Genomic DNA, 16265 nt, shown 5'->3' with positions numbered 1-16265 from the left:
AAATTTTCTGATTTTGATATTTTTCAAATGTTGTTTTTGACCAAAAATGCCTAGCCCCAGTAGTAGTGGAAAGCCTTTGAGAGTTGAAAACCACTTTTTTCTGGTGGTGGCAGAGCGACCAACGGAAGCTCCTGCCAGCGCCTAGAAAAAGGGTTTGAAACCGAAAAGCTTGCAACGGATGATGGGAAAAAGCTCCTTATTGTTGTTTTGGTATTGATTGTGTCGAAAAAAGGGTGTTTTAATTTTAAGTTATGTGATGTGCGGAATGAGAAGTTGCGGTTTTAAGTTGTTTTTTATGTGATTTTGAAATTGAAATTGTAACAGATTTTATAGGAATGGCAAACGGTTTCCTGTCTTGAGCTTTAAAAAAAGTGGGGTGTTTTGGCCTGCTAAATTTCCAGAAAAGAACACTATAAAAGGAAAGCTTTTTTTTGTACTTTTGCAGTCCGAACTGAATTAGGGTTTTTTATGTAATGAATATACGAAAATCCTATTCGAGGTTCCTTCAGCCTTTTGGCTAAAAAAATATATTTTAGAAGAAATAAAGATTTATAAAGATGTTAGATAGACTTCAATATGCAAAACAACGTTTCGATGAGATATCAGATTTGATTATTCAGCCTGATGTGATCGCAGATCAAAAACGTTATGTACTACTCAACCAAGAATACAAAAGTATTAAGGCATTAGTAGATAAAAGAGAAGAATACATTTTGTTATTGGCCAATATAGACGAAGCCAACGAAATTATTGCCGATGGTAGTGATGCGGATATGACCGAAATGGCCAAAATGCAATTGGAAGAAGCCAAAGAACGTTTGCCAAAATTGGAAGAAGAAATCAAATTTATGTTGATTCCTAAAGATGCGGAAGATGCTAAAAACGTGATGGTGGAGATTCGTGCAGGTACTGGTGGCGATGAGGCAAGTATCTTTGCGGGAGATTTATTTAGAATGTACACTAAATATTGTGAAGGCAGAGGATGGAGAACTTCGGTTGTGGATATGAACGAAGGAACATCTGGTGGTTTCAAAGAGGTGATCTTTGAGGTTACAGGAGAAGATGTATACGGTACGTTGAAGTTTGAAGCTGGTGTGCACCGTGTGCAACGTGTGCCTCAAACGGAAACACAAGGGCGTGTACATACCTCGGCAGCAACGGTTATGGTGCTTCCGGAAGCAGAGGAATTTGATGTACAGATTGATATGAATGATGTACGTGTGGATTTCTTTTGTTCCTCAGGACCTGGTGGACAGTCAGTAAATACTACGAAATCGGCAGTACGATTGACACACATTCCAACTGGTTTGGTGGCGCAATGTCAAGATCAAAAATCGCAACACAAAAACAAAGACAAGGCTTTTGGTGTATTGCGTTCCCGTTTATACGAACAAGAATTAGCCAAGAAACAAGCAGAAGATGCCACAAAACGTACTTCGCAAGTAAGTTCTGGTGACCGTTCGGCTAAAATTCGTACCTATAATTATGCGCAAGGTCGTGTAACAGATCACCGTGTAGGATTGACATTATATGATTTGGGTAACATCATGAATGGTGATATTCAGAAAATTGTTGACGAATTACAATTGGTGAACAACATGGAAAAATTAAAAGAAGCGAGCGAAGTTTTTTAATACTAAGCCGTATTCAAACCAAACACTTAATTGAAGAAAAAATCAATTAAGTGTTTTTTTTGTCCATTTTGTATAAATTCCTACTAAATAAATTACAAAATTAAATCTAAATTAACCTAAAATCAACTTGATGAAAAAATCATTACTTTTTTTAATCGTTCTATTTTCAGTTTTGCAAATAAATGCCCAGTCGTATATGGGTTATATTCCGGATAATTATGCTGGAGTGCAAGGCGTACTTTTTAACCCAGCGTCTATTGTAGATTCTCGTTTTAAAACCGACATTAATATTTTTTCTGTTAGCGGTTCCTTAAACAATGATTTTTATGGGCTAAGCTTATTTGATTTGTCAAAAAGCAGTTATGATGCCAATAAAGACGGTGTTCAAACGCCTTTGAAAAAAAATGGAGGAATTTTGTATTCAGATGTGATGGGACCTTCTTTCATGTTTAATATTGCGCCAAAACATGCGATTGCTATTTTTACTAGAGCTAGAGCAGTAGTGAATGCAACGGATATCAATGGGGATCTATACAATCAATTAAAAGATGGTTTGGATGATGCCAATAGCTTTAATATTAATGTAGGAAGCCCAAATACGGCAGGTCAAACATGGGGTGAGGTTGGAGCTTCTTATGCAGCAGTTCTATGGCAAAATAATCAACATTTTCTAAAAGGTGGTTTGACTGCGAAATATTTGATCGGTGGCTTTAATTCGTATGTAAAAGGGAGTAACGTAACATCAGCATTTGTTCAGACAAGCAATCCTTTGACAAGTTTTTTGGCTACAACAGGGACTCTTACAATAGGAAGCAGTCAGGATGTTATAGTTGGAGATGCAGATTATAAATTTGATACAAACTCAACTGGTTTCGGAGCTGATTTGGGTTTTATTTACGAATGGAGACCGGATTATGCATCTTATGATTTGAATAATGCAAAAGCGGTAGATAATAATTTTAAAGACCTAAATAAATACAAATTGCGTTTTGGTTTGTCTATTACAGATATTGGTTCTATTACATATAAAAATTCGAAAGAAGATTTGTATACTATTAATGGTGTGGTTACTCAACAAGAAATTGATGACGCAGATAATCTTGGTGATTTTCTTGAACTTCATTATGGAACTCCTGAAACGGTTTATAAAAATATAAAAGCCAATTTGCCAACCGTATTGCACTTGGATGCAGATTGGAATATGTACAAAAAATTCTATTTGAACTTGAATGGGAATATTAGTATGGTAGACAAATCAGCTATGGGTAAAACCAGTTCAGCAAATACTTATATTTTGACACCAAGATACGAAACCAAATGGTTTACGTTTTCTCTTCCAGTAAATTATATGGAATACAGCGGAATGCAAGTTGGGACGGGATTGCGATTTGGACCAATGTTTGTGGGTTCAAGCTCTGTAATTACCAACTGGCTTTCGAAAGAATCAAAAGGAGCAGATGTGTATTTTGGTTTGAAAATTCCAGTATATCAGCATAAATTTAAAGATACCGATGAGGATGGAGTTTTAGATAAATACGACGATTGTCCAAAAGTAGCTGGACCTATTGAAAACAAAGGTTGTCCATGGCCAGATACCGATGCGGATACTGTAGTTGATAAAGATGATGCATGCCCGACGGTTGCTGGACCAGTTGAGAACAAAGGTTGTCCTTGGGGAGATGCCGACAAAGATACTGTGATGGATAATGTTGATGCATGTCCAACCGTTGCAGGGCCTGTTGAAAACAAAGGTTGCCCATGGCCAGATACGGATGGAGATTCTGTTTTGGATAAAGACGATAAATGTCCAAACGAAAAAGGATTGGTAGCTAATTTTGGTTGTCCAGAAAATGATGCAGACAAAGATGGTGTAGTGGACAAAGAGGATGAATGTCCTACAGTTCCTGGTCCTGTAAGTAATAAAGGTTGTCCCGAAGTAACTCAAGAAGTGTTGAAAGAACTTAAAGTTCAGGCAAGAGCCGTATTCTTTGTAACTGGAAAAGCGATTTTGAAAACGGCTGACAAAGGAGAAACAGATGGTAGATTGGATGCAATTAAAGATATTATCAAAAATTATCCAAATGCAAAATTCTCTATTGAAGGGCATACCGACAGTGTAGGAAATGACAAGGCAAATCAAAAACTTTCTGAAGCTAGAGCCAAAGTGGTAATGGACGCTTTAGTAGCCAAAGGAGTTAACCCCGCAAATTTAACCTATGTTGGTTATGGAGAGACTAAGCCGGTGGCAGATAATAAAACTGCCGAAGGAAGAGCCCAAAACAGAAGAACCGAAGTGATACACGTAGGAACTATATATGAAGGCAAATTGTAAATTTGTTTTTAATTCTAAAAAAAAGCCATTCATTATTGAATGGCTTTTTTTATTTTTGCATGCTTTCAAAAAGAGAACCAATTCTCGTAAAATAATAGCATTTAACATATATAGAAATGACTACACAACAATTAATCGATCAAATTAAAATAAAAAAATCATTTCTATGCGTTGGTTTAGATGTAGATTTAAATAAAATTCCACAGTATTTATTAGCAACTGAAGATCCAATCTTTGAGTTTAACAAAGCTATTATTGATGCCACACATGATTTGGCGGTTGCTTATAAACCCAATATTGCATTTTTTGAAGCCTATGGGATAAAAGGATGGATGTCATTACAAAAGACCATTAACTATATCAATGAAAAATATCCAGAGATTTTCACCATTGCCGATGCTAAACGTGGAGATATTGGAAACACTTCGTCAATGTACGCGAAAGCTTTTTTTGAAGACTTAAACTTTGATAGCGTAACTGTCGCTCCTTATATGGGAAAAGATTCAGTGGAGCCATTTTTGGCATTCGAAAATAAACATACCATTATGTTGGCTTTAACTTCAAATGAAGGTGCTTTTGATTTTCAAACGTTACAAGTGAATGGTAAAGAATTGTACAAACAGGTACTAGAAACATCCAAAACTTGGAAAAATTCCGAAAATCTAATGTATGTGGTTGGTGCGACCAAAGCCGAATATTTTACCGAAGTTCGTAAAATTGTTCCGGATAGTTTCTTGCTTGTTCCGGGAGTTGGAGCGCAAGGAGGAAGTCTTCAGGAAGTGTGTAAATATGGTATGAATGATACTGTAGGTTTGTTGATTAATTCTTCAAGAGCGATTATTTATGCTTCCAATGGAACTGATTATGTCGAAGTAGCGAGAGCCGAAGCCTTGAAAATGCAAAAGGAGATGGAGGAGATTTTAACGGGTTTAAAGTTTTAAGAATTTAAATTGTTTAAAGTAGTTCTGTATTGAATTTTAAACGAAATAATTTAAAGCTTTGTGAACTTTGCGTAAAACCTTTGCGCTCTTTGCGGTAAAAAAAAATGAAACTATTTACAGATCAACTTGGAACTTCGCATTCTTTTGAATTTTCGCCTCAGCGAATTATTTCTCTTGTGCCATCCCAAACCGAATTGTTATACGATTTAGGCTTAGAAGAAAATATAGTGGGGATCACTAAATTTTGTGTGCATCCCTACCATCTCAAGTCAACCAAGAAAATAGTAGGAGGGACCAAGAAGGTTAATTATGATAAAATCCGTTTGCTAGAACCCGATATTATCATTTGCAATAAAGAAGAAAACACACAGGAAATAGTAGAAGAGTTGCGTAAAATTTGTCCAGTTTGGGTAACCGATATTTTTACTCTCGAGGATAATTTCCAAATGATAACCGACTTCGGTCAGCTTTTTGATAAGCGAATTGAAGCACGCAAGTGGAACGACAAATTGACTTTTGCCCTGAGCGATTTTAAACATTTTATCAAAGACATTCCAGTTAAGAAAGTTGCTTATTTTATTTGGAAAAATCCATATATGGCGGCTGGTTCGGGGACTTTTATAGACGAATTATTACGATTGAATCATTTTCAAAACCACTTTTCAAACCAAGAGCGCTATCCTGAAATTGATCTTGAAAAAATGGATGATAAAGGTGTTTTGGATTTAATTTTACTTTCCTCAGAACCGTATCCTTTTAAAGCCGATGACGGTTATGAAATTGCCAGTTACACAAATAATACCCGAACGATTCTAGTAGATGGTGAAATGTTTTCTTGGTATGGAAGTAGGCTGCTCAAAGCTTTTGATTATTTTAAATATTTGCATACGAGTATTTAATATTGGAAATAGCAAAAAAGTGAATCAAATATTGATAGTTAGTCAATCAAATCCTAAAGTCTAAAAAACGAAGAAGTCGATATTAAGTCTGAAAAAAAACTATATTTGTCGAATAAAAAAAAGCTAAGTGATTAATTACACAATATATAAGAACGAAAATAGTACGGAATGGGTCACTTTTGTGCATGGCGCAGGTGGAAGTTCATCTATTTGGTTCAAACAAATTAGAGATTTTAAAAAAAGTTACAATATTTTGTTATTGGATTTAAGAGGACATGGAGAATCCAAAGCGACTTTGAAAACGGCCTTCAAACAAAAGTATACTTTTTCGGCTCTTGCCAATGATATTCTGGAGGTTTTGGATCATCTTAAAATTGAAAAATCACATTTTGTTGGAATTTCATTAGGTACCATTCTTATCCGACAATTGGCAGAAATGTATCCAAACAGAGTGCAAAGTATGATATTGGGAGGGGCTATCCTGAAAATGAATTTTAGATCTCAAATATTAATGCGTTTGGGAAATACGTTCAAATATGTATTGCCTTATTTGGTTTTATACAAGTTTTTCGCTTTTGTGATCATGCCCAAAAAAAGTCACAAACAATCCCGCTCACTTTTTATAAACGAAGCCAAAAAATTATATCAAAAAGAATTTATCAAATGGTTTAAACTCACAGCAGAAATTAACCCAGTATTAAAATGGTTCCGACAAGTAGAGTTGAATATTCCAACTCTTTATGTCATGGGAGAAGAAGATTATATGTTTTTGCCTTCAGTTCGCAAAGTGGTGGAGAGTCATTATAAATCATCAAAGTTATTTGTAATTGAAAACTGTGGACATGTAGTCAATGTGGAGCAACCCAATGCTTTTAATTCGGCTGTTTTATCTTTTATACATACCACTAAATAAATACAATTTACACCAACTAAAAAATGCCTGCATCTTAACGATAGCAGGCATTTTTATAACTAACCAAAACCAAAGTAATAAATAACCAGTTTATTACATTGCAAAGATCAGCATAATGTTTAATTTTTGTTGTTAAGGAATTGTTATTAGTTATTTGAAAAAAGTTAAGTTTTGCAAATCAATTTTAACATTTAGATATGTGATTGCTTAATTGTTTGATTGATAGTTGTTTATTCTTTTTTCGGTCCTTTATTGTGTTTCCTAAAGATTGGAAATTGGTATTAAAAATGGGTTCTCCTTTTATTTCTTATCCTGCATCGCAAAAACTTTCTTTAAAACATCCGATGTTCTGGCATTCAAGTTGGTTCTGATGTTTTTTTCTTCCACGGTAATCATTTTAAAGACACCATCCAGTGCTTTGTTTGTAACATAATCGGTTATGTCTGGATTTACTTTGGATACAAAAGGAATTGTATTGTATTGTTTGATAATTGTTGTCCAAACCACATCGGCTCCAACTTTTCCAATGGATTGTTGGACTACAGGACTGAATTTTGCATAAAGAGGTGTTGTAGTTGCTGTTTGCAAATATGCTGTTGCGGCATTCTCTTTTCCAAGCAAAATGCTTTTGGCATCCGTTATTGTTATGTTTTTGATAGCCGATACAAATATGGGTGTTGCTTCTTTTACAGCGTCTTCTGCGGCTCTATTCAATGCTAATATGCCTTCATCGGCCAATTTTGACATTCCTATTTTTCGAAGGGTTTTGTCGACTTTGGCTAATTCTTCGGGCATTAGGATCTTCACGGCTTCATTTTTGTAAAATCCATCGGTAGCTGTTAGTTTGGAAACTTGCTCGGTGATTCCTTTGTTAAGTGCTTCTTTTAATCCAGCTGCAATATCTAGACTACTATTGGATTTTGAAACCGAATTGATTTTTTCGCTAGCTTTTGTCAGAATGCTTTTGAATTGTGCATTGCTTATTGCAGGAAGAATAAGGAGTAGGATTAAGGCTTTTTTCATTTTGGGTTTTAATTTTTTTCAAAAGTAGGGAAATGAAGGGTTCTGTCAATTTGAAATTTTCCCAAAAAAATGCAAATGTTTTTCAATTTTTTACGGAATCGGACAAAATAAACGGCCATATCCCTAAGAAAATACAACCGTTTTGTTGTTGTACACCATCGTTTTTCGCTCTGCATGCAGTTTTATTGCTCTTGCCAAAACCATACGTTCGAGATCGCGCCCTTTCATAATAAAATCTTCTATCGAATGGCTGTGCGAAACTCTCGAAATATCTTGCTCAATAATTGGTCCTTCATCTAGACCCTCTGTAACATAATGACTAGTAGCACCAATAATTTTGACTCCACGCTTGAAAGCTGAATGGTAAGGCTTGGCTCCTGGAAAAGCCGGTAAAAAAGAATGATGAATATTGATGATTTTGTTTTGGTAAAGGGCTATCAAATTGGGCGTGATAATTTGCATATAGCGCGCCAAAACAATAAAATCGATGTCGTATTTTTTTAATAATTCAATTTGGGTTTTTTCGCCTTCTTCTTTGTTGTCTTTGGTAAAAGGAACATGAAAAAACGGAATATCAAAACGCTGTGCAATCGGTTTCAAATCTTCGTGATTGCTTATAATTAATGGTATTTCTAGAGGTAATTCACCTGCGCAATATCGTCCCAAAATATCATACAAACAATGGTCATATTTCGAGATAAACAACGCCATCTTTGGTTTTTGTGCTTGTGGATACATTGCCCAAGTCATATTAAAGGGAGTTGCAAGATTGGCCTGAAAATGTTCTTTTATGGCTTCTAGATTCCAAGTGGCTTTACTGAATTCACATTCCAATCGCATAAAAAACACATTTTCATCGGCATCCACATGTTGGTCTAGGTAAATAATATTTCCATCTATTGAAGCAATATAATTGGTCACCGAGGCAATAATTGCTTTTTTGTCTTCACAATGGATAAGTATCGTAATCTTTTGCATTTGTTTAAGTTTTCTAAAAAATAATTAGGAGCTTTATCCCCCTGTACACTGCAAGTCCTCATGGGTAAAATTATTTTTCTAAGTTCCAAAAAGAGCTTCTGTTAGTCGCTTTTTTGGTCCAAGAAAAATTAATTTTACCCATTCCGGGCTTTTCGTTTCCATCGGGGCTATTCCTCGAAAATACCAAATTTTTATGAAAACTAAGCTTATTTTTAACATAAAAAACATCATTATCATATTTTGTGTTTTATGTTGTTATTAGTGATTTTTATTTTAAAAATTATGTAAATTGCACCCATAAATTATCATATTCATAAAATGGAATTAGTAAAACCGTATGTACCCATAAATAAAGTTCGAATTGTAACTGCCGCATCGCTATTTGATGGTCACGATGCAGCAATTAACATAATGAGAAGAATTATTCAGTCCACAGGAGTTGAGGTAATTCATTTGGGTCATGATAGAAGTGTCGAAGAAGTGGTCAATACCGCCATTCAAGAAGACGCCAACGCAATTGCGATGACTTCCTACCAAGGAGGACACAATGAATACTTTAAATACATGTATGATTTGCTTCAGGAAAAAGGAGCGGGTCATATCAAAATTTTTGGTGGAGGAGGAGGAGTAATTCTTCCATCGGAAATAGCCGAATTGCAAGGGTACGGAATCACCAGAATTTATGCGCCAGATGATGGTCGAGCCATGGGATTGCAAGGAATGATCAATGATTTGGTACAAAGAGCTGATACTAGCCCCCCAGCCCCCGAAGGGGGAGTTTCTCAGATTGCGGATAATTTACTTAAAAAAGACGTAAATACAATTGCAAGATTAATTTCATTAGCAGAAAATAATCCAGAAGATTTCCATAAAGTTTTTACACCACTATCAGCAGCTCCCCCTTCGGGGGCGGAGGGGGCTGTCGGGGCTCCAGTTCTTGGAATTACAGGAACTGGTGGCGCAGGAAAATCATCATTGGTTGATGAACTGGTGCGTCGTTTCTTGATTGATTTCCCTGAAAAAACCATCGGATTGATTTCAGTCGATCCATCAAAGCGTAAAACAGGTGGAGCATTACTTGGCGATAGAATTCGTATGAATGCTATTAATAATCCTAGAGTTTATATGCGTTCGTTGGCAACTCGCCAATCCAATTTGGCTTTGTCAAAATACGTAGCGGAAGCCATTCAGGTTTTAAAAGCGGCTAAATACGATATCATCATCCTTGAAACTTCAGGAATAGGTCAATCCGATACGGAGATTATGGATCACTCCGATGTTTCTTTATACGTAATGACTCCGGAATTTGGTGCAGCAACCCAATTGGAAAAAATTGACATGCTTGATTTTGCCGATTTGGTAGCTTTAAACAAATTTGACAAACGTGGTGCTCTCGATGCTATTCGGGATGTAAAAAAACAATACCAGCGCAATCATAATCTTTGGGATGTCAATCCAGATGAAATGCCAGTTTTTGGAACAATCGCCTCTCAATTCAATGATCCAGGGATGAATACGTTGTATAAATCTATTATGGATAAAATCGTTGAAAAAACCAATTCTGATTTGAAATCGACTTTTCAAATTACGCGTGAAATGAGTGAGAAAATTTACGTTATTCCGCCACATAGAACACGTTATTTATCTGAGATTGCCGAAAGCAACAGAAAATACGATGCTACGGCTTTGGGTCAAGAACAAGTGGCTCAAAAACTTTACGGAATCTTCAAAACCATAGAAAGTGTTTCTGGAAAAATTCCAGTAATAACAAAAGCTGGAATTGATGAAGATTCGGTTTTGCCAAATGCTTTAGAAATAGAAAAGCAAGGTGCGGCTGAGAATAAAATCTTTTTAAATCTTTTACTGAATCAATTCGATAAAGTAAAAATGGATTTGGATCCTTATAATTGGGAAATGATTTTGACTTGGGATGAAAAAGTTAATAAATATAAAAATCCAGTTTATACGTTTAAAGTTCGCGATCGAGAAATTAAGATGGCAACGCATACCAAGTCACTTTCTCATTCTCAAATTCCAAAAGTAGCCATGCCAAAGTATAAAGCATGGGGTGATATTTTGCGTTGGTGTTTACAGGAAAATGTTCCTGGTGAATTTCCTTTTGCTTCTGGTTTGTATCCTTTTAAAAGAGAAGGAGAAGATCCTTCGCGAATGTTTGCTGGTGAAGGTGGTCCAGAAAGAACCAACAAGCGTTTTCATTATGTAAGTGCAGGTTTACCAGCCAAAAGATTGTCAACCGCTTTTGATAGTGTGACTTTATACGGTAATGATCCACACATTCGTCCTGATATTTATGGGAAAATCGGAAATGCAGGAGTTTCTATCTGCTGCTTGGACGATGCCAAAAAACTATATTCCGGTTTCGATTTGGTACATGCCATGACTTCGGTAAGTATGACAATTAATGGCCCAGCACCTATGTTGCTTGGTTTTTTTATGAATGCAGCCATTGATCAGCAGTGTGAATATTATATAAAAGAAAACAATCTAGAAGATGAGGTTGCTGAAAAAATCAACAAAATCTATACCCAAAAAGGTGTTGAAAGACCCCATTATCAAGGTGATTTGCCAGAGGGGAATAATGGTTTGGGATTGTTTCTTTTGGGTGTAACAGGTGATCAAGTTTTGCCTCTTGATATTTATAATGAGATCAAGGCTAGAACACTTTCGCAAGTTCGAGGGACGGTTCAAGCCGATATTTTAAAGGAAGACCAAGCTCAAAATACTTGTATTTTTTCTACCGAATTTGCCTTGCGATTAATGGGAGATGTTCAGGAATATTTTATTGACAAAAAAGTAAGAAACTTTTATTCGGTTTCTATTTCAGGATACCATATTGCAGAGGCGGGTGCTAATCCAATCACGCAATTGGCATTTACACTCTCCAACGGTTTCACTTATGTGGAATATTATTTGAGTCGTGGAATGGATATCAATGATTTTGGACCAAATTTATCTTTCTTTTTCTCGAATGGTGTCGATCCTGAATATGCTGTTATTGGTCGTGTAGCTCGTAAAATTTGGGCGAAAGCCATGAAAAATAAATATGGCGCTAACGAAAGAGCCCAAATGTTGAAATACCATATTCAAACTTCGGGACGTTCTTTGCATGCACAGGAAATTGATTTCAATGATATTCGCACCACTTTGCAAGCGTTATATGCAATTTATGACAACTGTAATTCATTGCATACCAATGCGTATGATGAAGCGATTACAACTCCAACCGAAGAGTCTGTTCGTAGAGCTATGGCGATTCAGTTGATTATCAATAAAGAATTGGGGCTTGCCAAAAACGAGAATCCTATTCAAGGTTCTTTCATTATAGAAGAATTGACAGATTTGGTTGAAGCAGCAGTTTTATTGGAATTCGACAGAATTACAGAAAGAGGTGGAGTTCTTGGTGCCATGGAAACGATGTATCAACGTTCTAAAATTCAAGAAGAAAGTTTGTACTACGAAACATTAAAACATACTGGGGAATTCCCAATTGTAGGTGTAAATACTTTTTTGAGTTCAAAAGGTTCACCAACGGTTATTCCAGCCGAAGTAATTCGCGCCACCGAAGAAGAAAAACAATACCAAATTACAATGTTGGATCATTTGCATAAAGCCAATCAGGATTTAGTGATTGAACATTTGAATACTTTACAGGAAGCAGCCATTAAAAACGAAAATCTATTTGAACACTTGATGGAAGCAACTAAAGTTTGTTCTTTGGGGCAAATCACCGAAGCTTTGTTTGAAGTAGGCGGGCAGTACAGAAGGAATATGTAAAATTGATTATTTATACGATAAAGTAATGTTTGTTGCTTTATGGGATCGAAATTATATTCAAAAACACATTTGGTTGACTAATGTTGACTGAATGTGTTTTTTTATGGGCTAGTAATTTTTAAGACTGTTTTTTGGTGTTATTTTTTTTAAATATTAAAATTTTCAATACTGTATAAAAAAAAACAGCTCCGTTATTGGAGCTGTTTTAATAACTATAAATATTCCTGAATTAGTAAGTGGAAAATATTTTATTAGTTGATAACTACGTTTTGATTTTTCATTTTTAAATCTGTTTTTTGTACTTCAGCTACAGATTTTCTTGATAATATTGATTTTTCTTTAGATACAACAATTTCGTGTGTTACTTTTTTTGAATTTGTTTCTACTTCCAAAAAGTAAACTCCTTCTGGAAATTCTTCAAGGCTATATGTTTTTAATATTCCGCCTTTTCCAGTTGCTATTTCAGTATAAATTACATTATGAAATTTATCTGTGATAGTTATATTAGCTTTTTGAATTTCATTTACTGAAAAACTAATTTCGTTGTTTGCTCCGTTTTTTACGTTTAGTAAAAAATCACCGTTGATTGCAAAAGCATTAATAGAAGTCAATCCTACTAATACTGCTAGACTTAATTTTAAGATCGTTTTCATAATACTGTTGTTTTAAATTTGTATTTAAATTTCTGATACAAACTTAGAGACTATATTCAATTGATAACACAACTGTTTTTTCTTATTTATGTGTTATTTTGTCTTTACGAAAACGTTGTATGTTAAAATATGATAATATAGATTCTATTTTAGCTAAATTTGAATAGTTTTAAAATTGTGCAAATGAAAAAAATGAATCCAACACTCGAAGTTATTACTCCTACTTTTGGGAGTTCATTTTCTTTTTCAAGGTTTGTCGAAAACTCCAATTGCAAATCCGATTTATGGCATTACCATCCTGAAATCGAATTGGTTTTTGTAAATGGCGGCTCTGGAAAACGTCAAATAGGTAGTCATATCTCTTATTATTCAGATGGTGATTTAGTGCTTATTGGGAGTAATTTGCCACATTGTGGATTTACAAATGAGCAAACGGGTAATAAAAATGAAACCGTAATTCAGATGCCTCCTGATTTTCTAGGAAATGATTTTTTGAGTATCCCAGAATTAAAAAACATTCAAAATCTATTAATAAAAGCTAAAGGTGGAATTGCTTTTGGACCTAATACCAAAAAGCTTGTAGCAACTTTAATGGAAGACATGGAAAATCAATCTCATTTTGATAGATTATTGAGAATGATTAGAGTGCTCAATACCTTAGAAACAACCAACGAATATACTATTTTGAACGCAGATGGGTTTTCTTTGGAATTGCAAGTCCAGGATAATGATCGAATTAATGTTATTTTTAATCATGTAAAAGACCATTTTCAAGAACCCATTCATTTGGATGAAGTATCGGAAATGGTGAGTATGACTTCCCCTTCTTTTTGTCGCTATTTTAAAAAAATCACAAAAAAAACATTTACCACTTTTGTCAATGAATACCGTTTGGTTCATGCTTCAAAACTTTTGGCAGAGAATAAAAAAAGTATAACTGAAATTTGTTTTGAAAGCGGATTTAATAATTTTAGTCATTTTAATAAATCGTTTAAAGCGTATACCGGTAAAAGCGCTTCTCAATACAGACAAGAATTGAAAACTTTTATGAACTAATTTTGTAGTAACATAACACGTTCGTTGAAATTAAAATAAAATGAAATCAAAAAGGAGTATAGATTTAATCTAAAAATGTAAAGAATAAATAGGGAATAAGCTTTTTTTCTTACATGGAGTAGCTATGTGAATTGTTATATCCATATTTTATTCTTTTAAATACTAAAAATTATAGGTGTTAAAAAATAATTGCACCACATTGGGTTAATCTAATATGTTTTTTAGGAAAAGCTTAAAATGAAATAGAATTTAGGTTTCAAATTTTTTATACTACAAAAACAAATCAATTTTAAAGGAAGGTGTTGTAATTTAGAATGTTACTGTTTTTTTGTTTTGAAATCAAAAAAGGAGTATGCTATCTTTTCATTTTTTGAAATTGTATATTTACAATTCATCAATATAAATGATTGTTATGAAAAAAATACTAATTGTGTGTGTTGCATTTTTATTTTGCAATACAATATTGTCTTACGCTTCAACAGTTGATACTTTGCAAATTCCTAGTATTGCCATGAATAAAACCTATAAGGCTGCGGTAGTACTTCCTAATTCATATGTAAAGGGAAAGGCAACATACCCTGTACTTTATCTTTTGCATGGTGCTTATGGACATTTTTCGGATTGGTTGTCAAGTACTCCAAATAAGAATACCGTAAAAAATCTTTCCGACCAATATAATATTATTATTGTGATGCCTGAAGGAGAAACGTTTAGTTTTTATCTCAATAGTCCTGTAAATAAAGGAAGTCAGTTTGAAACCTATATAACAGAAGAAGTCATCCAAAAGATTGACAAGACGTATCGAACGGTAAATGATAGAAAAGGTCGCGTCATTGCTGGACTTTCTATGGGAGGTCATGGCGCTTTGTCTCTTTCTGCTAAACACCCCGAATTGTTTTGCGCAGCAGGAAGCATGAGTGGAGCTGTAGATATGGGAACAATGTTAGGGCGGGAACCAAATGACCAAGTTATAAAATTAATGCAGCCTGTTTTTGGTGATCAAAGCAATAATCCTGAATTATACACACAAAATGCAGTAATGGGAATGCTTGATAAAATTAAAACCAATAAACTAGCTATAATTATTGATTGTGGCGTTGATGATTTTCTTATAGAATCCAACAGGGAATTACACAGAAGATTAGTGTATAATAAGGTTCCACATGATTATGCCGAACGTCCTGGAGCACATACATGGGACTATTGGGAAAATGCGTTGTCCTATCAAGTTTTGTTTTTTAGTAAAATTTTAAAAAGTAATGGAGTTGCTGTTAATTAAGAAGTTACTTTTTGAAAAGCATAATTTTTCATAGTTTTGTATTTTAAAATTTTAAATATGAATTAGTTACAAATAAACAAGGAGTTTTACCAAAAACCATTTTCATAATTAATTCTAGGTTTTGACTCATTATTGTATTTATAAATAAAAAAATATTGAATTATTTTGAATGAAATTCTAAAAAATAATTTTTTTGGCTTGATTTTTGAAATACCTTTATAGAACTTTAAAATATAAATAAGATGAAAAAAATAATTACACTTTTAGCGGTTATAGGAATGTTTGGTTTTCAAGGTTGTGAGGGACCAGAAGGGCCTCCGGGATCGGATGCATTAGTGCCAGAAGCTTTCGAAATTAAAAATGTTAATTTAGGGAAGGTTGCTGATAATGAGTATAATTTAAAAAGTACTTTTCAATTTGAAATTGGAGGAAATTTATTTGATGATGAAACAGTTTTGGTATACAGACTAACAGGTCTTATTAATTCAAATACCCCGATTTGGCAATTGATTCCAAGAACAATTTATTTTAGTAATGGTGATGAATTGGATTATGATTATGATTTTAGTAAAGTAGATTTTATAATTACCGCTAGGGGGAATTATAATTTGTTGAATACTCCAAGTTATATAAATAATCAAACTTTTAGAGTTGTAATCATTCCTTCTAATTTAGCATCAGCTGTTAATAAAAATAATTATAATGAAGTGATGTCAGTTTTAAAAATAAGTGAAAGTCAAATTCAAAAAATTGATCTATAAT

12 protein-coding genes are annotated in these 16265 nt (G+C 34.2%); 9 read left to right on the top strand and 3 right to left on the bottom strand.

The features are described from left to right. The first annotated feature begins 557 nt into the window (after window positions 1–557). The 5 genes from prfA to OYT91_RS08560 all read left to right on the top strand — a co-directional run bounded on the left by prfA (window position 558) and on the right by OYT91_RS08560 (window position 6719). Window positions 558–1634 carry a peptide chain release factor 1 gene (gene prfA / locus OYT91_RS08580; RefSeq protein ID WP_269222150.1) on the top strand — a complete coding sequence of 359 codons (1077 nt, stop codon included), beginning with the start codon at window positions 558–560 and terminating at the stop codon, window positions 1632–1634. Between the two features lie 130 nt (window positions 1635–1764). Beyond that, entirely contained in the window at window positions 1765–3966 is a 2202-nt protein-coding gene (locus OYT91_RS08575) for a DUF5723 family protein (protein WP_281240314.1), read from the top strand. A 116-nt stretch (window positions 3967–4082) separates the two neighbouring features. Further along, window positions 4083–4907, top strand: coding sequence for an orotidine-5'-phosphate decarboxylase (gene pyrF, locus OYT91_RS08570; protein WP_281240313.1), 825 nt, complete (start codon window positions 4083–4085; stop codon window positions 4905–4907). 104 nt (window positions 4908–5011) lie between these two features. Next, a complete protein-coding gene (locus OYT91_RS08565; protein ID WP_281240312.1) occupies window positions 5012–5806 on the top strand; it encodes an ABC transporter substrate-binding protein in 795 nt (264 codons plus the stop codon). 127 nt (window positions 5807–5933) lie between these two features. Then, window positions 5934–6719, top strand: a complete 786-nt coding sequence (locus tag OYT91_RS08560; RefSeq protein ID WP_269222154.1) for an alpha/beta fold hydrolase — start codon at window positions 5934–5936, stop codon at window positions 6717–6719. Between the two features lie 300 nt (window positions 6720–7019). On the opposite strand, the gene OYT91_RS08555 is transcribed toward OYT91_RS08560, so the two are convergent. Then, the gene (locus OYT91_RS08555) at window positions 7020–7742 is read right to left on the bottom strand and encodes a DUF4197 domain-containing protein (protein WP_281240311.1); all 723 of its coding nucleotides are present in this window, start codon (window positions 7740–7742) and stop codon (window positions 7020–7022) included. 123 nt (window positions 7743–7865) lie between these two features. Continuing rightward, on the bottom strand, window positions 7866–8720 hold the full coding sequence (gene purU, locus OYT91_RS08550; protein WP_281240310.1) for a formyltetrahydrofolate deformylase: 855 nt from the start codon (window positions 8718–8720) through the stop codon (window positions 7866–7868). 318 nt (window positions 8721–9038) lie between these two features. Here purU and OYT91_RS08545 point away from each other — a divergent pair, with 318 nt between their 5' ends. Next, on the top strand, window positions 9039–12515 hold the full coding sequence (locus OYT91_RS08545) for a methylmalonyl-CoA mutase family protein (protein ID WP_281240309.1): 3477 nt from the start codon (window positions 9039–9041) through the stop codon (window positions 12513–12515). A 251-nt stretch (window positions 12516–12766) separates the two neighbouring features. Here OYT91_RS08545 and OYT91_RS08540 read toward each other — a convergent pair whose 3' ends face one another. Continuing rightward, window positions 12767–13168 carry a T9SS type A sorting domain-containing protein gene (locus tag OYT91_RS08540; protein WP_269222156.1) on the bottom strand — a complete coding sequence of 134 codons (402 nt, stop codon included), beginning with the start codon at window positions 13166–13168 and terminating at the stop codon, window positions 12767–12769. Between the two features lie 183 nt (window positions 13169–13351). Between OYT91_RS08540 and OYT91_RS08535 the strand changes: the two genes are divergently transcribed. The 3 genes from OYT91_RS08535 (at window position 13352) to OYT91_RS08525 (ending at window position 16264) form a co-directional block, all read left to right on the top strand. After that, entirely contained in the window at window positions 13352–14224 is an 873-nt protein-coding gene (locus OYT91_RS08535) for an AraC family transcriptional regulator (protein ID WP_269222157.1), read from the top strand. 412 nt (window positions 14225–14636) lie between these two features. Beyond that, window positions 14637–15503 carry an alpha/beta hydrolase gene (locus tag OYT91_RS08530; RefSeq protein WP_281240308.1) on the top strand — a complete coding sequence of 289 codons (867 nt, stop codon included), beginning with the start codon at window positions 14637–14639 and terminating at the stop codon, window positions 15501–15503. Window positions 15504–15745: 242 nt separating this feature from the next. Next, window positions 15746–16264 carry a hypothetical protein gene (locus OYT91_RS08525; protein ID WP_281240307.1) on the top strand — a complete coding sequence of 173 codons (519 nt, stop codon included), beginning with the start codon at window positions 15746–15748 and terminating at the stop codon, window positions 16262–16264. Window position 16265 lies beyond the last annotated feature (1 nt).

This window comes from Flavobacterium praedii (assembly GCF_026810365.1).
Taxonomy (GTDB): Bacteria; Bacteroidota; Bacteroidia; order Flavobacteriales; family Flavobacteriaceae; genus Flavobacterium; species Flavobacterium praedii.
The sequence above is the reverse complement of the archived record's forward strand: the minus strand, read 5'-3'. Positions and strand labels throughout refer to the sequence as shown.